The sequence below is a fragment of the Candidatus Baltobacteraceae bacterium genome (assembly GCA_035502855.1).
GTDB lineage: Bacteria > Vulcanimicrobiota > Vulcanimicrobiia > Vulcanimicrobiales > Vulcanimicrobiaceae > Aquilonibacter.
The window spans coordinates 168407-189860 of record DATJTX010000039.1 but is presented as its reverse complement, the minus strand read 5'-3'; the positions used below and the strand labels follow the sequence as shown (position 1 = coordinate 189860).

Here is a 21454-nt window from a genome sequence, read left to right as displayed (position 1 = left end):
AGCGAACCTAAAGCCGATGTTTCTCTCGATCAACGGAACGTTTTTAGTCCAAATCGTCAATTTCGTCGTATTTTACGCGATCTTGAACGTGGTCTTTTTGCGTCCCGTGCAGCGAGCGATCGCGAAACGGCGTGAGTACATCGAGAGCCTCACCCAGGACTACGATGCGGCGCAGGCGCAAGCGGCGCAACTGCGCGCCGATGCCGAGCACGTTCGTGCAGAAGCCCGGCGCGAGGCCGATCACGTTCTCGCCGCGGCGCGCAACGAAGGGGGTAACGAGGCGGCGAAAATCGCTAGCGAGTATATGCAGCGCGTGCGCACGATCGTCGAGGACGCGCATCGCACCGTAGCCGGCGAAGTGGAAGCGCTTCGGCCGCGCGAGGGCTCCCTCGCCGAAGAGCTGGCGCAAAGCATCGTCGCGCGCGTAGTGCCGGAGCTGACCGCGTGAATTACGACGCAATCGCCTTCTGGAGCCAAATCGCGGGCTTCGTGCTGTTTGTCGCGCTCTTCATCTGGGTCGTTTCCAAGTGGATCACGCCGGCCGTGAGCCGGGCACAGCGTGCGAGTAACGAGCGCATCGCCCAGGCGGAACGTCATCGCGACGATATGCGCGCGGCGGTTGAGTCGCTGCGGCATGAGATGGAAGGCGCCAAGCGCGACGCCGCCATGATTCTCGAACGGGCGAAGGAGCGCGCGCGGCGCGAGCACGACGAGATCATCGCCGAAGCCCGCGAGGAAGGCGAGCTCGCGGTGCGCAATGCGAACGGGGAACTCGCGCGGGCGCGCATGGCGGCGCGCGAACAACTGCACCACGATTTGGCGGCGAAGGCGCTAGAAATCGCACGAGCGACGGTATCCAGGCGCGTCGACGCGCGCGGGAACGCACTGCTGTTGCAAGAGTTCGTTGAGTCGCTCCATGGCCAATGAAACGCTGGCGCGCCGCTACGCAACCGCGGTGTTCGCGCTGGCCTCCGACGCCGGATCGGTCGAACAGGTCGGTCCGGAACTGGAGATGATCCTGCGCATGATCCATAGCGATCCGGCGATCCTTCAATATTTCGTCTCGCCGGTCGTCAATCGCACGGAAAAAGAGCAAACGCTGCTCGAATCGCTGCGCGGGAAAGTGGGCGATATTCCGCTGCACACGCTGCTCCTGCTGGTACGTAAGCGTCGCGAGACGCTGCTGGAAGAGCTCGTGACCGAGTACCGGAAGATCGCGCGCTCCGCTCGGGGTGTCGAACCGCTCGTCGTGACGACCGCGCGCAAGCTCGACGACGGTGAGGTTCGCACGCTGGTCGAACAATTCGAGCGAGCCTACGGAAAGAAATTCGAAGCCAGCGTCACGGTCGACCCGTCGCTGATCGGCGGCGTGCGCATCGCGATGGGCGATCGCGTGGTCGACGGCACGGTCTCCGGCCGCCTGGAAGAACTCACGAGGACACTTTTTGGGGCCGGTAACCAACGTGCCGGCGCCCTCGGGGAATGAGATGCTAGCCAAAACGAAGAGCGCCCTCGCAGTTGGGGGCCCCGCTTCAGCGGGGGGCGCGGAGATTGGATCGGAGCGCCTTTTAAAATGATAAACGCAGACGAAATCGCCGGTATTCTCAAGCAGCAGATCGCGAGCTTCAAGACCGGCGTTCAGGAAGACGAAGTCGGCACCGTAATCGAGGTCGGCGCAAACCTGGCGCGCGTCTACGGTCTGCGCGGCGTTCGCGCGTCCGAACTGGTCGAGTTCAGCGGCGGCCTGCAAGGCGTCGCGCTGAACTTGGAAGAGGACAACGTCGGCGTCGTGCTCATGGGCGAGGACGAGAACGTGAAAGAGGGCGATACGGCGCGCCGCACCGGTCGCATCGCCTCGGTTCCCGTCGGCGAAGCGCTGCTCGGACGCGTGGTCAACCCGCTCGGAACGCCGATTGACGGCAAGGGGCCGGTCGAGACGAAAAAATACCGCACGATCGAAAACGTCGCGCCCGGAGTCGTGCAGCGTCAGGCCGTCAAGCAATCGCTGCCGACCGGTATTCGTGCGATCGACGCGCTGATTCCGATCGGCAAGGGTCAGCGCGAACTGATCATCGGCGACCGTTCGACCGGCAAAACCGCGATCGCCGTCGACACGATCATCAACCAAAAGGGCAAGAACGTCTTCTGCATCTACGTTGCGATCGGCCAGAAAAATTCGACCGTCGCGGCGCTCGCGCAAGTGCTCGAACAACGCGGCGCGCTGGACTACACAACGATCGTCGCGGTGAGCCCGTCGGAAGCGGCGGCACTGCGCTGGATCGCACCGTTCGCCGGCTGCGCGATGGGCGAAGAGTTGATGTATGCCGGCAAAGACGTGTTGATCATCTATGACGATCTCACCAAGCATGCGCAGTCCTACCGCGAGATGTCGCTCTTGCTGCGCCGTCCGCCGGGTCGTGAAGCGTACCCGGGCGACGTCTTCTACCTGCACTCGCGACTACTCGAGCGCGCCGCGAAGCTCTCCGATGACCTCGGCGCTGGGTCGATGACGGCATTGCCGATCATCGAAACGCAAGCCGGCGACTTCTCCGCGTACATCCCGACCAACGTGATCTCGATCACCGATGGCCAAATCTATCTCACGCCAGAGCTCTTCTTCCAAGGCATCCGCCCGGCCGTGAACGTCGGCCTGTCGGTCTCACGTGTCGGCGGATCCGCCCAAACCAAGGCGATGAAGAGCGTCGCGGGACAGCTCAAACTCGAGCTGGCCCAATATCGCGACCTCGCCGCTTTCGCTAAGCTCGCCAGCGACCTCGACAAATCGACGCAGATGCAGTTGATGCGCGGCGAGAAACTCACGGAACTGCTCAAGCAGCCGCAGTACCAACCGATGGCGATGGAAGATCAAGTCGCAGTCTTGTATGGCGCGAACAGCGGCGCGGTAAACGACGTGCCGACCAATCGTCTGCAAGACTGGGCCACGGGCTTCGTCTATTTTCTCCATCAGAAGTACGCGGTCGTCCCCGAAGCGATCGCTTCGAGCGGGCAGCTTTCCGACGAGACGAAGCAGAAGCTCAACGAAGCACTGACGGAGTTCAATAAGAGTTTCTAATGCTTGGCTATCGACTCGAGACCCAAGGCGCATGGATGCGCCGTGTCATCCTGAGCGAAGCCCGGAGGGCGTAGTCGAAGGATGCCGACGGTCAAGGCGCTTCGCGAGCGCATTCGTTCGCTGAAGAATACGCAGCAGATCACCAAGGCGATGAAACAAGTCGCCGCGGCCAAGATTCGCCGTGCGGAGCAAGCGCAAAAGGAGGCGCGCCCGTACGCCGACACGCTGGCGGAGATGCTGCACGATTTGATGGCTGCCGTGGCCTCGATCGATCATCCGTTCATGAAACCGGGAACCGAGGGCGCACCAGCCGGCGTGATTCTGATGACCGCCGACAAGGGGTTGGCCGGCGCGTTCAATTCAAACGTGATTCGCGCAGGCGAGATCTTCGCGCGCGAACGTAAGAACGTCGCCTGGTATACGGTCGGAATCAAAGCGCGCAACGCCGTTCGCCGGATGGGTAAGCCCGATCATCCGACATGGGCGATCAACGCGCCCTCGAAACTCGAGGTGGCGCGGGAGGTCGCGCAACGCGTGACCGACGATTTCGTCAACGGCAAGGTCTCCGAGATCGTGCTGATCAGCTCGAAGCTGATCTCGATGCTGTCGCAAAAGCCCGAGACGCGCCGGCTCGTGCCGATCATGCGCTCGTCCTTCGAGGCCTCGCTTGGTGGTGCACCTCAGGATGACGGAGGCGATGACGAGAAGGGGCCGAAGGGCGCGGTGGAATTCGCGCCGTCGCCCGAGTTCGTGCTCTCGCGCCTGCTGCCGAAATATCTCGAGTTCACCATCTTCTCGGCGATTCTCGAAACGGACGCCGCCTTCTTCGCCGCGCAGTTGCTGGCGATGAACAACGCAACCGACAACGCGGGCAAGTTGATCGATTCGCTCACCATTCAAATGAACAACGCGCGCCAAGCCGCGATCACCAAAGAACTGCTCGAAATCGTTGGTGGGGCAGAGGCGTTGGTTAATGGGTAAATTGGGGCCCCGTGTCGCGAAGTCGACACGGGGGCGCGCAGCAGCGTTTCCGGCGCGGAGTGCCGGAAGTGCTGCGGAGCGCCAAAGCACCGCGCAACGTGCGGTGCGCACTTTAAAAGGGAAAAGAGATGGCTGCCACCGGTAAAGTCGCACAAGTTCTCGGAAACGTCGTGGACGTCGAGTTCACGCCGGAAACGCTCCCAAAGATCAACGACGCGCTGACCACGCGGGTCAACGACGAGTCGCAGGCGGGAAGCAACGGTCAAGCTTCGACTGCCGGCGTCGAGCTGGGTGGAACGGCGATGCAAACGCGCGACCTCGTGCTCGAAGTGCAGGACGAACTTGGCAACGACCAAGTCCGGTGCCTGGCGTTGGGATCGACCGACGGCCTGCGGCGCGGCGACCCGGTAACCAATACCGGCGGCCCGATCAAAGTGCCGGTGGGTGAGGGCACGCTGGGACGCATCTTCAACGTGCTCGGCCAGACGATCGATTCGAACGAGCCGATCAAAGCCGCGGCGGAATGGCCGATCCATCGTCCGGCGCCCGACTTCAAGTCGCAGGATCCCACGCCGAAGCTCTTCGAGACCGGCATCAAAGTCATCGATTTGATGGCGCCGTACACGCGCGGCGGAAAAATCGGACTCTTCGGCGGCGCGGGCGTCGGCAAGACCGTGCTGATTCAAGAGTTGATTCGCAACATCGCCAACGTGCACAAGGGCTTCTCGGTCTTCACCGGCGTCGGCGAGCGCACGCGTGAAGGCAACGATCTCTGGCTCGAGATGAAAGAATCGGGCGTGCTCGCTCAGACGACGCTCGTCTTCGGGCAGATGGACGAGCCGCCGGGCGTGCGTTTCCGCGTCGCGCAAACCGGCGTGACGATGGCCGAGTATTTCCGCGATGAAGCCGGCGCCGACGTGCTGCTCTTCATGGACAACATCTTCCGCTATCTGCAGGCCGGCTCCGAAGTCTCGGCGTTGATGGGCCGCATGCCCTCGGCGGTCGGGTATCAGCCGACGCTCTCGACCGACATGGGCGTGCTCGAAGAGCGCATCACCTCGACCAACAAAGGGTCGATCACCTCGGTGCAGGCCGTCTACGTGCCGGCCGACGATTACACCGATCCGGCCGTCGCGGTCACGTTCGCGCATTTGGACGCGACCACCGCGCTGTCGCGCCCGATCTCGGAACTGGGCATCTATCCGGCGGTCGATCCGCTCGCCTCGACCTCGCGCATTCTCGATCCGCAGATCGTCGGCGAGGAGCACTACAAGGTGGCGACCGGCGTGCAAGAGACGCTGCAGCGGTACCGCGACCTGCAAGACATCATCGCGATTCTGGGGATCGAGGAGCTCTCCGAAGACGACAAGATCGTCGTCGGTCGGGCTCGGCGCATGCAGCGGATGTTCTCGCAGCCCTTTTTCGTGGCCGAGCAATTCACCGGGACACCCGGCAAATACGTCAAGATCGGCGATACGATCGCGTCGTTCCGCGAAATCCTCGACGGCAAGGTGGATAATCTGCCGGAGCAGGCGTTCTTCTACAAGGGCGGCATCGACGAGGTCAAGGACGCGGCCGAAAAGCTCGGCGCCACAGCCTAGATACATGGCCTCCACTATCCCGTTCAAGCTGATCACACCGACGAAAGTTGTCTTCGCCGGCGACGCGGAGCTGGTGATCGCGGTGACGACCGAAGGGGAAGAGGGCATCCTGCCCCGCCACGCCCCGTTCTTGGCCGCGCTCAAACCCGGCGTGGTGCGGGCCAACGTCGTGGTCGAGGGTAAGCCGCAGCGGCTCGAGCACGCGACGCGCGAGGGCTTCATGCAAGCGCTGCCCGACCGCGTCACGATCCTCGTCGACGAGGCGGTCGGTTTCGACGACGTCGACGTGGCGAAGACCCGCGACGAACTCGCGCACGCGACGAACCAATCGGCGATCGACTTTGCCAACGCAAAGCTCAGGCTCACCGGGCACTAGATTTAAAGGCGCTCCGGCCGAGCCTCCGCGCCCCCCACTTCGTGGGGCCCCAGACCACGGGGCGCGTAAACGTGTTGGGAAGGCCGTGATTCCCCTAGGGCGCCCCTAATAATCATGCAGCCGTTGCAAACATGTTCCGGGACCACATTTAGCGAATCGATTTCGTAATGCTCGATCGCTTAGAGACCACGTTGCGGGTGCGCGGCGGCGTCCGCTTGGAGGGTTCGGTCGCAACGCATGGCGCGAAGAACGCGGCGCTGCCGATCATGGCTGCCTCCATTCTCGCCAAGGGTAAGGTGACGCTCCATCGCGTACCGCGCATCACCGATGTCTCGGTGATGTGGTCGCTGCTCGAAGCACTCGGCGCGCGCATTCGCTACGAAGGCGACAACACGGTGACGATCGACGCGAGCAACGTCGCGTCATACCGCGCGCCGTACGCGTTGGTGCGCAAACTCGCTGCGTCGTTCGATATCGTCGGGCCGCTGCTCGGACGGTTTGGCAAAGCCGAAGTCCCGCTTCCCGGTGGCTGCATCCTCGGAACGCGCGCCACCGATCTGCACGAGCAAGCGTTCCTCGCGCTCGGATGCGACGTGCGCAACGCGCACGGCTATCTGATCGCCGAATCCAAACAGAAGCGGCTCAAAGGTGCGCCGATCGAATTCCGCATGCCCAGTGTCGGCGCGACCAAGAACGCGATGCTCGCGTCCGTGCTCGCGCAGGGAACGACGACGCTCAAGAACGTTGCCATGGAGCCCGAGGTCGTCGACCTCGGCAACTTCCTCAATAAGGCCGGCGCCAAGATCGAAGGGCTCGGAACCGACACGTTCGTGATCGAGGGCGTGCGCGAACTGCATGGCGTGGAATACGAAATCATTCCCGATCGCATCGTGACCGGCACGTTGTTGCTCGCGGGCGCGGTGACGCGCGGGGACGTCACGGTGACCGGCTGCCGCCCCGACCATTTGGAAGCGTTCATGATGAAGCTGCAGGAATGCGGCGTGGATCTCACCTTCGGTGAGGATTGGATTCGCGTCGACGGCAGCCCCGTCACCGGCGGTACGGAAATTCTCACCGCGCCATATCCCGGCTTTCCGACCGATCTGCAGCCGCAGATGATCTCGTTCCTCACCACCGTTCCGGGAACCAGCGTCGTCGAAGAATCGATCTTCAACGCGCGTTTCTCGTACGTGAACGAGCTTGCGCGCATGGGCGCCGACGTCCGCGTTTCGATGGAGAGCAATACGGCGGTCGTCAAGGGTGCCGCGCAACTTTCCGGCGCGCCGGTCGAAGCGCCCGACATACGTGCGGGCGCCGCGCTGGTGATCGCCGGCCTCGCGGCCGCCGGTGAAACGGAGATCATCGGCCTCGAATACATCGACCGCGGGTACGAGCGACTGGAGGAATTGCTCGGCACGCTCGGCGGACAGGTGCAGCGAAGTAGCGGTATCACACCGCTGAGCGAACCGGCCGGCATCTTCGAAACGCGCGAATATCCGCGCGTCGGCTCCGCTGCGGGATAGAATCGTCACCCCTCACTCATAGACTCTGGAGTTATTGGTTTGGATATCGGGATCGATCTTGGCACAGCCAACGTGCTCGTGCATGTCAAGGGCAAGGGCATCGTGCTGCGTGAACCGTCCGTCGTTGCGAAAGACATGAACACCGGCCGTGTGCTCGCCGTCGGCGAGGAAGCGCGGCAAATGCTCGGCAAAACGCCGGCTCACATTCAGGCAATCCGGCCGCTTCGCGACGGCGTCATCGCGGATTTCGAAGTGACCGAAGCGATGCTCTCGTATTTCATCAAGAAGGTGATGAAGGATCGTTCGTGGTGGTCCACGATCGTCAAGCCCAAACCGCACGTGATCATCTGTGTGCCGGCCGAGATCACCAGCGTCGAAGAGCGCGCCGTCAAAGACGCCGCCAAGCTGGCCGGCGCGCGCAACGTCGATATCATCGAGGAACCGATGGCCGCGGCCATCGGCGCCGGCCTGCCGATCGACGGGCCTTCGGGCTCGATGGTCGTCGACATCGGCGGCGGCACGACCGACGTCGCGGTCATCTCGCTCGGTGGGGTCGTGGTTTCGCAGTCGCTGCGCGTGGCGGGCAATAAACTCGACGACGCGATCGTGCGTTACATCCGGCGCGTCTACAACCTGATGATCGGCGAGCGCACGGCCGAGGAGATCAAGATCAAGATCGGTTCCGCCTACAAGCTCGAGCAAGAGCTGGCGATGGAAATTCGCGGACGCGACTTGATCAACGGCCTACCGAAGACGGTGAAGATCACGAGCGAAGAAATTCGGGAGGCGCTCTCGGAACCGGTCGGTGCGATCGTCGAAGCGGTAAAAGCGGTGCTCGAAAAGACGCCGCCGGAGCTGGCCGCGGATATCATCGACCGCGGGGTGATTCTCACCGGCGGCGGCGCGTTGCTGCGCGGTTTGGACAAATTGCTTTCGGAAGTCACCGGCGTTCCCGCGATCGTTGCCGACGATCCGCTTTCGTGCGTAGCGATCGGAACCGGAATGAGCATTCACATCTAAAATGATGACTCTAGACGCGCGCGTCGAGCCGCTCGAGCGCGTTGTCGACGAATGCGCCCGGGTGATCTTTGCCGGCGGTGCGATCGTGCTTCCGAACGATACGAGTTATTGTCTGGCGTGCGATCCATATCGCTGCGGCGTCGCGACCGAACCGCTTGAACTGCTGATCGCAAGTCCGGCAGAGTTCTTGGAATACGCGCGCAGCAACCCGCTCGCACTTCTAGCGTCCAAGCGATTGTTGCCGGGACCCGTGACGTTGATCATCAGCAAGCCGGCGTTTCTCGCGCCGGACGTAGCGCCTGGAGCGGCGACGATCGGCGTGCGTGTTCCCGACGAACCGGTGGCCCGTGCGATCTTGGAACGGGCTGGGCCGCTTGCGGCCGTTGCGGTCACGAACGGCGCTGCGGAGCGTGCGGACTTGACGGTCGAGAATGGTCCCACGCGCTACGAGCGCGAAGCAACGGTCGTGGATTTGACTGGACGGCATGCCCGAATCGTGCGCGAAGGCGCGCTCGAACCCGAACGCCTCGCCGGACTGCTGCGGTGATGCGGATCTCGCTGGTGTGTTTCGTGGCCGTCGTGCTGATCGCGGCCACGCCGCGGCCCGCCCCGAGCCCGTCGCCCACGCCGGGGTCGAACGGCGCCGACACGTTTCAGGTCGGCGTGTGGACCGTGCACGCAGCGCTGCTCGACGCCAACTTCAAGACCGGTGATTTCAGTACTCCGCAGCAGGTGATGATGACGCGCGGCGGCGGCGACATCACGGCGGATCGCGCGAGCGGGAACTATAAGACCAAGGACGCGACACTCTACGGTCATGTGGTCATGCACGATACCGAGGGCAACTTCGCGGGACTTTCCAGCACCAAGCCGGCGAAATCGCACGGCCCGGCAACGCTCACGGCGGATCAAGTGCACATCGACGGCGTCGGCAAGATCTACACGGCGACCGGAAACGTGCATTACGTTCAGGCTGATACGACCGTTGACGCGGAGAAAGGCGTGCTCGACGATCTCACGCACGAGCTCGACTTGACCGGCAACGTGAGGATCGTGCAAGGCGATCGCAACATGGTCGCCGCGCACGTGCTGTACAACACGGTCTCGGGCGAGGCGCATGCCGAAGGGAACGTCACGATGCAGTTTCCGAGCGAAGTGAATCCGCACATCGCGACGCCGCGGCCGATCAATATCAAGAACCCGTTCGAACATCACCACGGCAACCCCAAACCGACCCCCTCCCCGCGCACGCGTTAACATGGATTCGCTCTTCGGGGAGCCGGACGCGCCGCTTGCGGCGCGTATGCGTCCGCGCTCGCTTGACGAGTTCGTGGGGCAGAGCGACATCGTCGGCGCGGGGCGCGCACTGCGCCGTGCGATCGAGGGCGACCGCATTCCGTCGATGATTCTCTGGGGCCCGCCGGGAACCGGGAAAACCACCCTCGCCGAGATCGTTGCGCGCTCGACCGGCGCGCACTTCGAAAAGCTCTCGGCGGTGAGCGCGGGGGTCGCGGATTTGCGGCGCGTGGTCGCCGAGGCGCAGGCGCGCCGCCGCGTCGGTAAGCGCACGGTGCTCTTCATCGACGAAATCCACCGTTTCAACAAGGCGCAACAAGACGCGGTTCTACCGTATGTCGAGGACGGCACGGTGACGATGATCGGCGCGACTACCGAGAACCCGTCGTTCGAGGTCAACTCGGCGCTGCTCTCGCGTACCCGTGTCTTCGTGCTGCATCCGCTCTCCGACGACGAGGTCGCGACCATCGTCGATCGCGCACTGGGTGACGCGCAACGGGGCTTGGGTTCGCAGCACATCGAGTTGTCGCCCGATGCGCGTCAGACGCTGATCGGTTATGCCAACGGCGATGCGCGTACCGCGCTCTCGGCGCTCGAGTTCGCGGCGCAGACCGCGCCTCAAAGCAACGGTGCAAAGACGATCGATCGCGCGCTGGTGCTCGAAGCACTGCAGAAGCGCGGCTCGACCTACGACAAAGGCGGCGAGCAGCACTACGACGTCATCAGCGCGTTCATCAAAAGCATTCGAGCGAGTGATCCCGATGCCGCGGTCTATTGGCTCGCGCGCATGATCGACGGCGGTGAGGATCCGCTCTTCATCGCGCGGCGCCTCGTGATCTTGGCATCGGAGGACGTCGGTCTTGCCGACGCGCAGGGAATCCAGGTGGCGATCGCCGCGCAGCAGGCGGTGCACTTCGTCGGGATGCCGGAAGGGTTCTATCCGCTGGCGCACGCGACGCTCTATCTCGCCCGGGCCAAGAAGAGCAACAGCGTGGGCCGGGCGTACGGCGCGGCGATGCGCGACGTGCAGGAAACGCGGAACGATCCGGTTCCGCTGCATCTGCGAAACGCGCCGACCGGTCTCATGAAGAGCCTCGGATACGGACGCGACTATCACTACGCGCACGACGACTACTCGATCGCGCAGGAGAACCTGCCCGAGAATCTGCGGGGGCACACCTATTACGAGGCCGGCGAGAACGACCAGCCCTGACGACCGGTGCGGAAAAAAATTACGGTCCGGGGGAAACCCCCCGGACCGCGTTCCCGTTGCTACTTCTCGGAGTGTGCAATGGAGCTTCGCACACCGATCATGCTAAGCTACGGCTCTGAGATGGCTCTGAGAACAGAATGAAAAATCGCATCTATCTCGACCATGCGGCCACAACCCCGCTTCACGCCGACGTGCTCGCGGCGATGCTGCCGTATTTTCGCGAAGCGGGGTACAACGCGAGCTCGCTGCATGCCGAAGGCCGCCGCTCGCGCGCCGGACTCGACCAGGCGCGCGACCGGGTCGCGGCCGCGCTTGGCGTCGCTCGCAAAGAGATCACGTTTCTCGCCGGCGGCACCGAGGCCGACAATCTCGCGATTCTGGGGGCTGCGAGGGCCAACCATGAGCGCGGCCGGCACGTCGTTTCGACCGAGATCGAACACCACGCCGTCCTGCATGCGTGCGATGCGCTGCGCGACGAGGGCTTCGAGGTCACGCTGCTCCCGGTCGACGAACGGGGGCTGGTCGATCCGGCGGGATTTGCGAGCGCGCTGCGCAGCGACACCGTGCTCGCCAGCGTCATGTTCGCGAATAACGAGATCGGCGTGTTGCAGCCGATCGCGCAGTTGGCTGCGATGGCGCGTGAGCGGGGCGTACTCTTCCACACCGATGCCGTCCAAGGCGTCGGCTTGGTCCGCGTCTATCCGCGCGAGCTCGGCGTCGATTTGCTTTCGCTCTCCGCGCACAAGTTCTACGGTCCCAAAGGGGTGGGCGTGCTGTACGCGCGTGAGGGCGTCGTGCTCGAACCGCTGATTCATGGCGGCGGCCAAGAATTCGGACGCCGCTCGGGAACCGAGAACGTGGCGGGTGTGGTTGGATTCGCTGCGGCGCTCGAGCGCGCCGTCGCGGAGCAACCCGAGCGTGCGGCGCGAATCGGCGCGTTGCGCGACCGTTTGGAAGCAGGCCTGCGCGATTGCGTCGATGACATGCGGGTAAACGGCAGTGGTGCACCACGCTTACCGAACAACAGCAACCTCTCGTTCGCCGGCGTTGATTCGGAGACGATGTTGATGCGGATGGATTTGGAGGGCATTGCAGTCTCAGCCGGAAGCGCATGTACCTCGGGAGCGCTCGAGCCGAGTCACGTCATCGCCGGGCTGAACATCGACCCGCGCTGGCGCCAAGGCGTCATCCGCTTCTCGCTCGGCGAAACGACGACCGAGGAGGAGATCGACCGGGTCTTGGAACTCGTGCCTCGTATTGCGGCAGAATTGAGGGGGAGAGCACTACTGTGACCGGGATCGATTGGAGCGTAGTCCTCGACATCGGTGTGGGCGTCGGTGTCCTGCTTATCGGGATAGGATGCCTGATCGCCGGGATCGCGGCGGCGCGAACGCTCGGCCGCGTCAATCAAACGCTCGACGTCGTCGACGGCCAGATCCAGAACCTGAGCAAACCGATCGGCGAGACGCTCGGGCACGTGGAGGGGATTGCCGACACGGCCGATCAGACCTTGGCGCGCCTGAAGGGCGTGGTCGGGTCGCTCGAAGGCGTGGCCGACACGGTTTCCGAGACGGCCGATCTGGCGAAGGCCGCCGTCGTGCCCGGCATCGTCAACGTCGGCGCGACGATTTCGGGAGTCACCGGGGGTTTGCGCCGGTTTTTTACGGGAAGAACTTCCAGCGAGGGCTCGTAAGGAGAGGAGCGCCATGGGCAGCGAGAACCGCGGTCGCGGATTCCTTCGCGGCTTTGTCCTGGGGGCAATCGCCGGGGGGGCGGTTGCCGTCCTCCTGAGCCAAGAAGAGACGCGCGACCTCTTGGTTGGAAAGGCGCGCGAAGCGGGTAACCTAGCGATGGATGCCTCGGGCGACTTGCGCGGCCGTTTCAACGACGTTGCCTCGCAATGGCACGAAGGAGCCGCGGATATGTACGAACGCGGGCGCGCGATCGTTGAAAATGCTAGAGCCAATTCCGGCGGAGAGGCCGAAAACTAGAGTGGAGAGAGGGACGTTGGACATCAAGGTAAACGTGCGTGAAGCGCAAGCGGATTGCTACATTGTCGAATTGAGCGGTGAGATCGACGTCTACACTTCGCCCAAGGTCAAGGACGCGATCGGCGACCTGATCGACCGTGGCGTATACAACCTAGTAATCGACCTCGAGAAAGTGCGCTACATCGACTCGACCGGGCTGGGCGTGCTGATCGGCGGCCTCAAGCGCGTGCGCGAGCATGGCGGTTCCGTCAACTTGGTTTGCACCAACCCGCAAATCCGAAAAATCTTCGACATCACCGGCCTGGTGAAGATTTTCGGAATCTTCGAGAGCGAAGATGCGGCGATGAAGGCGCTGGTGTGAACGAGCCCTTGCCGCGGAATGACGGCTCGGAAGAGATCGTCGACTTGCGGATTCCCTGCAAAGCCGAATGGGTTGCACTGGCGCGCCTTTCCGTCGCTGCGGTGGCAAGCCGGCTGAATTTTTCGATTGACGAAATCGAAGACATCAAACTCGCCGTCGCGGAAGCGTGCACGAATGCGATTCAGCACGCACACGGAAGCCCGTTCATCGAGATCAAGTGCGAAGGGCTGCAGGACGGTTTGCGCATCAGCGTGCGTGATCATGGGCGGGGCACGCATCCGGAACACATTCGCTCGCGCGAGCTCAACGACGAGCGCGTCGGGGGCCTCGGTGTATTCTTGATTCGTTCCCTCATGGACGACGTCGACTACGACGTTCGTCCGGATCAAGGTACACTGCTGGTCATGGTCAAGCGACTAACAGTTTAACGTGCAAAACCAAAGCGGCGACGTTCGCTCGACTCGCGAGCGGACGCGCGAGCTGTTTGCGCGTTTCGCGCGGTGCCGGGCGCGGCACGAGAAGCGACCCGACGTCCACGATCGGGAATACGAGTCGCTGCGCAACGATCTGGTCGTCGCGCATCTCAACCTCGTACGTTTTCTGGCGCTGAAATTCGTCAACCGCGGGGAACCGCTCGACGACTTGGTTCAAGTCGGAACGGTCGGCTTGCTCAAGGCGATCGATCGCTTCGAACTCGATCGCGGGGTCGAGTTCACAACCTACGCGACGCCGACGATCGTGGGCGAAATCAAGCGCTATTTTCGCGATAAGGGTTGGGCGGTCAAGGTGCCGCGGCGTTTGCAAGAACTCAACTTGGCGGTCAACCGCGCGAACGAAAAGATGTCGGTCGAGCTCGGCCGCAGCCCCACGGTAGCCGAACTCGCCGCGCACCTGGGTGCCGGTGAAGAAGACATTCTCGAAGCGCAGGAACTCGGGCAGGCCTACAACCTGCTTTCGCTCGATTCCGAAGTCATGGGCGAAGGCGATAAACGCTCGCAAAAGCTGGCCGACACGGTCGGCATCACCGACTCGGGGCTCGAATTGCTCGAAGACCGGGCCAATTTGGAGCGGGCCTTCCACGTGCTCAGCGGCCGCGAGCGGGTGATCATCTACCTGCGCTTCTACGAATCGGTCTCGCAGACGGAGATCGCGCGCCGCCTCAACGTCTCGCAAATGCACGTCTCGCGGCTGCAGGCCAAGGCCCTGGAGAAGCTTCGGGCGGCTCTCGGAGAATAGGACGCCCTAACGGGCGCTTATGTTATGATCCGTTGTTGAACCTATGAAGAGCCAAGAACTCCGCCAGGCTTGGATCGACTTCTTCGTTGCCAAGCAGCACAAGCTGATGCCCTCCGCGAGCCTCATCCCGGACGAAATGAGCACGACGCTCTTTACGATCGCCGGGATGGAGCAGTTCGTGCCCGTCTTCCTCGGCGACCAGCCGCCGCCCGCGCCGCGCGTCGTCACCGTGCAGCGCTGCCTGCGCGTCGCCGGCGCGAAGAGCGACATCGAAAACGTCGGCCGCACCGGCCGCCACGGCACCTTTTTGGAGATGCTCGGCAACTTCAGCTTCGGCGATTACTACAAGCACGACGCGATCGTGTGGGCATGGGAGTTCGTCACCAAGGTGCTCAAGCTGGAGCCCTCGCGGCTGTACGTGACGGTGCACACCGGCGACGACGAAGCCGCGCAGATTTGGCACAAAGACGTCGGTCTCGAAACCTCGCGCATCACGCGTTTCGACGAGGACAACTTTTGGACGATGGGCCCGACCGGCCCGTGCGGCCCTTCGACCGAAATCTTCTACGACACCGGCGCGGAGTTCGCGAGTGGTCCCGAAGATACGGGCCCGAATCTCGGCAATCGCTACGTCGAAATCTGGAACGTCGTCTTCCAACAATACAATCGCGGCATCGACGGTAAATTGACCGAACTGCCCAAGAAGTCGATCGACACCGGAGCCGGCCTCGAGCGCATGCTCGCGGTCTGCAACGGCAAAGCCTCGATGTACGAAACCGATCTGTTCTTGGACATCATCGCGGCCCAGCCGCCTTGTCACCCTGAGGAGCCCGCGGAGGGGGCGTCTCGAAGGGTGCAGGAGCAGCGCGAGCGGCAAAATATCATTGCGGACCACGCGCGCGCGGTGACGTTCCTGATCAACGACGGCATCTATCCGTCGAACACGGATCGCGGCTACGTGCTTCGCTTCTTGATTCGCCGCGCGATTCGCAACGGCAAATTGCTGGGCTATCCGAACGGCTTTTTGACCGAGCTGATTCCCGCCGTCGTGCGTTCGCTCGCGCCGGGCTATCCGGAACTGCGCGACAATCTCGCGCGGATCGTGCGGACGCTGCGTACCGAAGAGCAGACCTTCGACCGGACGCTCGAACGCGGCATGGCGATGCTCGACCGGCTGATCGACGACGCGAACGAAAATTGCACGCGGTTGATCTCGGGTCAAGATGCGTTCATGCTGCACGATACGTATGGCTTTCCGATCGAACTCACGCGCGAGATCGCGGCGGACGGCGGCGTGGCCGTCGACACCGCCGAATTCGAGACGGCGATGCAAGAGCAGCGCGAACGCGCGCGCGCGGACGCCAAAGCCAAACGCGCGGTGGTCACACTCGCCGAGTTGCCGGCGGTGCGTTCCGAGTTCACCGGCTACGAGGGCTTGGAGAGCGACGGCGAGATCGTGGCGATTCTGCGGGATGACAAGCCCGTCGAAACGCTACGGGCCGGAGAGCATGGAACCCTGATTCTGGATCGCACGGCCTTTTACGCCGAACGCGGCGGACAGATCGGCGATCGCGGCCGGATCGCGATGGACGACGGCTCGGTCTTCGAGGTCGACGATGCGCAGTACATGGGCGAAGCGATCGCTCATCACGGCGTGGTCAAGAGCGGTGAGCTCAGCGTCGGTGCCCACGTGCGAAGCGCGGTCTTCGATTGGTGGCGGCGCGAGATCCGCCGGCATCATACCTCGGCGCACCTGCTGCAGCGGGCGCTCAAAGATATTCTCGGCGACGAGGTGACCCAAGCGGGATCGTGGGTCGGCATCGACCGCATGCGCTTCGATTTCCGCAATCCGGCGGGCGCACTCACACCCGAGCAGCGGCACGCGGTCGCGGCGCGCGTCAACGAGATGATTCGGGATGACTCGCCGGTGATCACGCGCGAGCTGCCGATCGAGGAAGCCAAGCGCAGCGGCGCGATCTGGATGTTCGGCGAGAAGTACGGCGAGAAAGTCCGCGTGCTGCAGGCCGGCCCGTCGGTCGAGTTTTGCGGCGGAACGCATGCGCATTCCACCGGCGAATTGGGAATGTTCGTCATCTTGAACGAGTTCTCCATCGGCAGCGGCATTCGCCGGATCGAGAGCTGCGTCTCGCTGTCGGCCGAGCGATTCGTGACGAATCAGCAAGACCTGGTGAGCGAGCTTGCCTCGAGTTTGGCGACCTCGCCGGAAGAACTGACCGATCGCGTGAGCAAGCTGCAGCGCGAAGTGCGTGACCTGCAAACCGCCGTCGGGCAGATGAAGGCGCGCATGGCTGCGTTCGAGGCGCAGAGCTATATCGAACGCGCCGAGCGCAAGGGCGCCCGCACGTTCGTCGGAGCGGTCGTGCCCGAAGCCAATGCCGATGCGATTCGTCATCTCTCCAGCGCCCTGCGCAGCCGTTTGCCGAGCGGCGTCATCGCACTCGCGGGCGTCGATGACGGCGCGGTGAGCCTGCTCGTCTCCGCCAGTGACGATCTCGTCAAGGATGGCGTCCACGCCGGCAATTTGGTGAAGCTCGCCGCGCCGCTGGTTGACGGCAAGGGCGGCGGTGCCGCGACGCAAGCGCAAGGCGGCGGCAAGAACACGGCCGGCGCGTCCGCGGCCCTGAAAGTGATTCGCGATGCCGTTCTGGCGTAGTACGGTCGCCGCGACGATCGCGATGCTGGCGCTGCTCGGTGCGGTGCCGCTGAATTTGGATTCGCAGCTCGTGCTGCAGCGCTACGATCTGGCGATGGGTGATCTGCAGTTGCCCAAGACGATGATCTTCGATTACAGCGTGTCGCAGCTCGGTCCAACCGACATCGAACAGCGCCACGTCATCTATCGCAGCGGCCTCGAGGTGCGCGACGAAACGATCACGGTCGACGGTATTCCGCTCAAACCGAAGATCGTGAACTTCAGCCGCCGCGAAGACCGCTATGCGATCGCACGCCTGGCGCCGCGCAGCAGCACGTATTCGATGCTGTTCCTTCGCACCGTCCGCGACGGGTCGCACCTCGACTACCGCTACGACGTCGCACCGCTCGCAGCCGCCGGCGGCTTCGTTGTGACCGGCCTGGTCATCGACGGTATCACGTATTTGCCGCGCGAGATCGACTTCGCGACGAGCTCGGGCACCACCCAGGGTCAGGGCAAGCTGCTGTACGGCAAAGCGGGAAAATATTGGGTGCCGATGTTGGCGAGCGTGCAGGCGCGTGTGGACGGCAAGGATGCGCGCGAGCGTATCGTATGGGGCACGTACCGCTTCCCACCGGCGCTTCCCGCCTCGACCTTCGTGCCGCCGCGGCCATTACCGCACGCGACGCTGCCCCCTATTTGAGGCGCGTTCCGGGTCTACTGGCGTTCGCCGTCCCGCTGGCGATCTATCTCGTCAGCTCGTATCACGACGTCATGTATTGGGACGTCGGCGAGATGGATACTGTGCCGTACATCCTGGGTATCGCGCATCCGCCCGGATTTCCGCTCTACACGCTGATCGGCTGGGCCTTCACGCACGCTTTCCCCATCGGGAGCGTTGCGTTCCGGATGAGCGCGCTCTCGGCGCTCGCGCTGGCAGCCACCGCGTGGCTCGTGTGGCGCGTCGTCGTCGATGAAAGCGGCAACGCGATCGCCGGCCTATTGGCGGCACTGCTCTTTGCGTTCGGCGAGGACGTCTGGACGCATGCGACACGGGCCGAAGCGCACGCGCTCGTCGCGCTCGCCTGCGTGGCCGAGCTGTGCTTTCTCCTGCGCTGGCTGCGCCGCGGCCGCGCACGAGATCTCTACGCGTGCGCGCTCGCGCTTGGACTTGGGCTAGCAGTGCATCCGATCGTCGCATGGACGATCCCGGGCCTGCTTGCGGCGATCATCGCGCGCGCACATGTAACCGTTTCGCGCGTCTATCGGGTTGCTGCCGCGATCGCGTGCGTCAGCGCCGCGGTGTGGTTTTTCTACCTGCCGCTGCGCAGTGCGTACGTGAACGCTCAGCATCTCGATCCGCTCGCGCAGCTCGGCATCACCGGCGGCGCATTCTGGAATTACGGCGATCCGGTGCTGGTCGATAACTTCACGGCGCTGGTCACCGGCGCCGGTGTCGCCGTGCAGGGCGTACGCTTCGGCTACACGGCAGATACGTTCACCGATGGTTTCGTTCACTTTCTCGGGTTCGCCGTCTCCGAACTCACCCCGATCGGCTGCGTACTCGCGCTCGCCGGTTTGATCGTGCTCTTTCGACGCGACCTAACGCGCGCGATCGTCGCCTGCGCAACGATGCTGCCCGGTCCGATCTTCGCCTTCGGCTTGGGGGCCGAGTCCGACGTCGACCGCTACCTCCTTCCCGCGTTCGCGCTCTTCGCTGTTGCCGCGGGCATCGCGCTAGCGGCGCTCCGGCCGCCATCCGCCCGTCACGCGGCCCAGGCTTTCGCGGCGCTCGCCGTTGTCTATCTGCTGCTCTCGCAGCCGCATTTCTTCGACCAGCCGCATGATGCACGGGCGGCTGACGATGCGGCGGAGATCTTGCGTGCGACGCCGCCCGATGCGATCGTCATCGCGACCTGGGTGCTCGCGCCACCGCTCGCCTACGACGACTACGTGCTGCACGAGACGTCGCGGCGGCTGATCGTGCCGGCGTGGTACGGCGATGAGATCGACGTGCTGGCGCGGTGGGATGCCGCGCGTCCGGTGTACGTCGCCGGAACGCCGGAAGGAAGCGTTCCGGGATTTCATCTCGAACGGATGCCGACGCATGTCGAGCTCTATCGTGTCGTCGCCGATCGCTGACCCGTGAAGATCAAACAGTCGATCATCGCCGGTTTGGTCGGGCTGGTGATCATCGCGCTGATCGCGCACGGCCGCTCCTCGCCCTACAACAACTACGTTTTGCTGGCGCAAGCGTTCTTACACGGCCACGCTTGGATCAATTGGCCCGGCAACTACATCGACGCACTGCCCTATCACGGCCAATACTTCATCATCGAAGGGCCGATGCCGGCGATTTTACTGCTGCCGTTCGTCGCGGTCTTCGGAACCTTCAACCAAACCGCGCTGGCGATCGCGCTCGGCGCGGTCGCGGTCGGCGCAGCCTACGAACTGGGCGAGCGCTTCGGCGTGCCGCGCACGGCCAACATCTGGATTTGTGCGTTCCTGCTGGCCGGCACGGATCTGCTGTGGTGCGCGATGCTGGGCGACGTGTGGTTTATCGCGCACGTCTGCGCGGTCGCGTTTACGCTGCTGGCGTTGGTCGAGCTCGCGGGGAAACGGCGCGGATGGCTGGTCGGGATCTACGCGGGTTGTGCGCTCTTCTCGCGCTTCGATCTGGTGCTCGCGCTGCCGGTGTATGCATATCTCCTGCGTGACCGTATGCAGTTGCGCTCGTTCGGCGCCGTGCTCGTGCCGATCGCGCTGCTGTGGGTCGGCTACAATCTCGCCCGCTGGGGCATGTGGTATGACATCGGTTACGGCACGTGGTATCACCAGGACCAAGCCGGAAGTCCGACCGGCTCGCCGTTCCGGTTGATGTATTTTCCCTACCAACTCTGGTCGTTCTTCGTGCAAGGGCCGCAGCGAATCGCAAGCTACCCGTGGCTGGTTCCGTCGATCAGCGGCGTCGCGCTGACCTGGACCTCACCGGCGCTCGTGTTCGCGCTCTTTGCGCGCAAACCGGTGCAGTGGGTCGCGCCCCTCTGGATCGCAACGCTGCTCTGCGCCGGACCGAACTTTCTCTACTACGTCAACGGCTTCGCGCAGTTCGGCATGCGCCATGCGCTCGATTTCGAACCGTTCCTTGTCGCGCTGATGTTTCTGGCGGCCAAAGAACGCTTGCCGCGCTGGGCGATGGCGCTGATGGCCTATTCGATCGTCGTCGGACTGTGGGGCGTGTGGTACTGGAATGTATTCGTTCGAACGTCGTAGCGAGAGCCGAAGGGCGCAGAAACCGTTAGTAGAAGTCGCGCGCATGGGTGAGGAGAGAGCGACAAGCGGTTCAGGATCGCTATTCTTGCACCATCGTTAGGGGATGATGAGTTGAGATGAAAAACGCGCTCATCATAGCTTCGGCGGGCGTCCTTATGGTGTGCATCCTGGTGCTCTTGGCCGGCGGAACGTCGACGAGGGCTCTCGCTGCCTGCCCATTAGGTCTCAAGTCGGTCGTGACTCCCGCGTGCGCTCCAGTGAATACGCCAACCCCTGCCCCCACCGCAACCCCCGTTCCGGCGCCAACAGCAACCGCCCCAGCGGCAACGACGCCAACAGCCTCGGATATATCCGAGCTAACGGCACTTATCAACCGACCGTCGGCCACTGTTACGAGTATTGCAATCGTCGGTAATTTTGCGGAGGCGTGCTGGATGAATGGCAGTATCGGCGGAGCAATTCTGGCGACTAACACTTCGGGATCGTGGGTCCAGATCGATGCGGTTTTCGGTGGATATGCGCCAGGCGATATCACCTCGCGTGTTCCGTCAATCTCACTTCCAATTGCACAAGCGTTGGCGGCCCAAGCATCGCTTAACGAGCTCTAAATTCCGTGCTGCCAAAGGGTGCTGTATTACCGCTTGCCGTAGCAATTTCAGCTTCGACGGTAATATTCACGGGGACGTGTTACGCGGCGAGCAAATTGCCACATTCACGAATGGTGTATATCGGTAGTCCATTCACTGTGGTTCCCGAGGACGTGGTTCAAGTGACCACAGTTATGCCGGGTGAAGGACCGGGGGACGTCACGATCCTGGTTCGGGCGGCGCGCTGCTTTCACCCCGAGGGACCACCTA

At 63.3% G+C, this 21454-nt stretch carries 22 protein-coding genes; all 22 read left to right on the top strand.

All coding sequences use genetic code 11. The features are described from left to right. Positions 1-16 precede the first annotated feature (16 nt). The 22 genes from VMF11_16080 (at position 17) to VMF11_15975 (ending at position 20597) form a co-directional block, all read left to right on the top strand. Positions 17-448, top strand: a complete 432-nt coding sequence (locus tag VMF11_16080; GenBank protein HTU71822.1) for an ATP synthase F0 subunit B — start codon at positions 17-19, stop codon at positions 446-448. After that, positions 445-927 carry a F0F1 ATP synthase subunit B gene (gene atpF / locus VMF11_16075; GenBank protein HTU71821.1) on the top strand — a complete coding sequence of 161 codons (483 nt, stop codon included), beginning with the start codon at positions 445-447 and terminating at the stop codon, positions 925-927. The genes VMF11_16080 and atpF overlap by 4 nt, the downstream gene beginning before the upstream one ends. Beyond that, complete coding sequence (atpH, locus tag VMF11_16070; GenBank protein HTU71820.1) at positions 905-1486, top strand: ATP synthase F1 subunit delta; 582 nt, start codon at positions 905-907, stop codon at positions 1484-1486. Before atpF ends, atpH begins: the two co-directional genes overlap by 23 nt. Positions 1487-1573: 87 nt before the next feature. After that, complete coding sequence (gene atpA / locus VMF11_16065; GenBank protein HTU71819.1) at positions 1574-3073, top strand: F0F1 ATP synthase subunit alpha; 1500 nt, start codon at positions 1574-1576, stop codon at positions 3071-3073. Positions 3074-3154: 81 nt separating this feature from the next. Then, on the top strand, positions 3155-4054 hold the full coding sequence (gene atpG / locus VMF11_16060) for an ATP synthase F1 subunit gamma (protein HTU71818.1): 900 nt from the start codon (positions 3155-3157) through the stop codon (positions 4052-4054). A gap of 128 nt (positions 4055-4182) precedes the next feature. Next, complete coding sequence (atpD, locus tag VMF11_16055; protein HTU71817.1) at positions 4183-5655, top strand: F0F1 ATP synthase subunit beta; 1473 nt, start codon at positions 4183-4185, stop codon at positions 5653-5655. Positions 5656-5659: 4 nt separating this feature from the next. Beyond that, on the top strand, positions 5660-6031 hold the full coding sequence (atpC, locus tag VMF11_16050; GenBank protein ID HTU71816.1) for an ATP synthase F1 subunit epsilon: 372 nt from the start codon (positions 5660-5662) through the stop codon (positions 6029-6031). Between the two features lie 167 nt (positions 6032-6198). Next, on the top strand, positions 6199-7554 hold the full coding sequence (murA, locus tag VMF11_16045; protein ID HTU71815.1) for a UDP-N-acetylglucosamine 1-carboxyvinyltransferase: 1356 nt from the start codon (positions 6199-6201) through the stop codon (positions 7552-7554). A 39-nt stretch (positions 7555-7593) separates the two neighbouring features. Then, positions 7594-8574 carry a rod shape-determining protein gene (locus VMF11_16040; protein ID HTU71814.1) on the top strand — a complete coding sequence of 327 codons (981 nt, stop codon included), beginning with the start codon at positions 7594-7596 and terminating at the stop codon, positions 8572-8574. Position 8575: 1 nt separating this feature from the next. Then, positions 8576-9121 (top strand): Sua5/YciO/YrdC/YwlC family protein, encoded by a 546-nt coding sequence (locus tag VMF11_16035; protein ID HTU71813.1) that lies wholly within the window; start codon positions 8576-8578, stop codon positions 9119-9121. Further along, positions 9121-9831: an LPS export ABC transporter periplasmic protein LptC gene (lptC, locus tag VMF11_16030; GenBank protein ID HTU71812.1), complete on the top strand. Its 711-nt coding sequence runs from the start codon at positions 9121-9123 to the stop codon at positions 9829-9831. Before VMF11_16035 ends, lptC begins: the two co-directional genes overlap by 1 nt. Before the next feature lies 1 nt (position 9832). After that, positions 9833-11083: a replication-associated recombination protein A gene (locus tag VMF11_16025; GenBank protein HTU71811.1), complete on the top strand. Its 1251-nt coding sequence runs from the start codon at positions 9833-9835 to the stop codon at positions 11081-11083. A 137-nt stretch (positions 11084-11220) separates the two neighbouring features. Continuing rightward, positions 11221-12375 (top strand): cysteine desulfurase family protein, encoded by a 1155-nt coding sequence (locus VMF11_16020; GenBank protein ID HTU71810.1) that lies wholly within the window; start codon positions 11221-11223, stop codon positions 12373-12375. Further along, positions 12372-12776, top strand: coding sequence for a DUF948 domain-containing protein (locus VMF11_16015; GenBank protein HTU71809.1), 405 nt, complete (start codon positions 12372-12374; stop codon positions 12774-12776). The genes VMF11_16020 and VMF11_16015 overlap by 4 nt, the downstream gene beginning before the upstream one ends. A gap of 13 nt (positions 12777-12789) precedes the next feature. Next, positions 12790-13074 (top strand): YtxH domain-containing protein, encoded by a 285-nt coding sequence (locus VMF11_16010; GenBank protein ID HTU71808.1) that lies wholly within the window; start codon positions 12790-12792, stop codon positions 13072-13074. A gap of 16 nt (positions 13075-13090) precedes the next feature. Continuing rightward, positions 13091-13435 carry an STAS domain-containing protein gene (locus VMF11_16005; protein HTU71807.1) on the top strand — a complete coding sequence of 115 codons (345 nt, stop codon included), beginning with the start codon at positions 13091-13093 and terminating at the stop codon, positions 13433-13435. Continuing rightward, complete coding sequence (locus VMF11_16000) at positions 13432-13863, top strand: ATP-binding protein (protein ID HTU71806.1); 432 nt, start codon at positions 13432-13434, stop codon at positions 13861-13863. The genes VMF11_16005 and VMF11_16000 overlap by 4 nt, the downstream gene beginning before the upstream one ends. A gap of 1 nt (position 13864) precedes the next feature. Continuing rightward, positions 13865-14671, top strand: a complete 807-nt coding sequence (locus VMF11_15995; protein ID HTU71805.1) for a SigB/SigF/SigG family RNA polymerase sigma factor — start codon at positions 13865-13867, stop codon at positions 14669-14671. A gap of 43 nt (positions 14672-14714) precedes the next feature. Further along, the gene (gene alaS / locus VMF11_15990) at positions 14715-17345 is read left to right on the top strand and encodes an alanine--tRNA ligase (protein HTU71804.1); all 2631 of its coding nucleotides are present in this window, start codon (positions 14715-14717) and stop codon (positions 17343-17345) included. Then, positions 17329-18027: a hypothetical protein gene (locus tag VMF11_15985; GenBank protein HTU71803.1), complete on the top strand. Its 699-nt coding sequence runs from the start codon at positions 17329-17331 to the stop codon at positions 18025-18027. Before alaS ends, VMF11_15985 begins: the two co-directional genes overlap by 17 nt. Further along, a complete protein-coding gene (locus VMF11_15980) occupies positions 17937-19466 on the top strand; it encodes a DUF2723 domain-containing protein (protein HTU71802.1) in 1530 nt (509 codons plus the stop codon). Before VMF11_15985 ends, VMF11_15980 begins: the two co-directional genes overlap by 91 nt. 3 nt (positions 19467-19469) lie before the next feature. Continuing rightward, entirely contained in the window at positions 19470-20597 is a 1128-nt protein-coding gene (locus VMF11_15975) for a hypothetical protein (GenBank protein HTU71801.1), read from the top strand. The last annotated feature ends 857 nt before the right edge of the window (positions 20598-21454 follow it).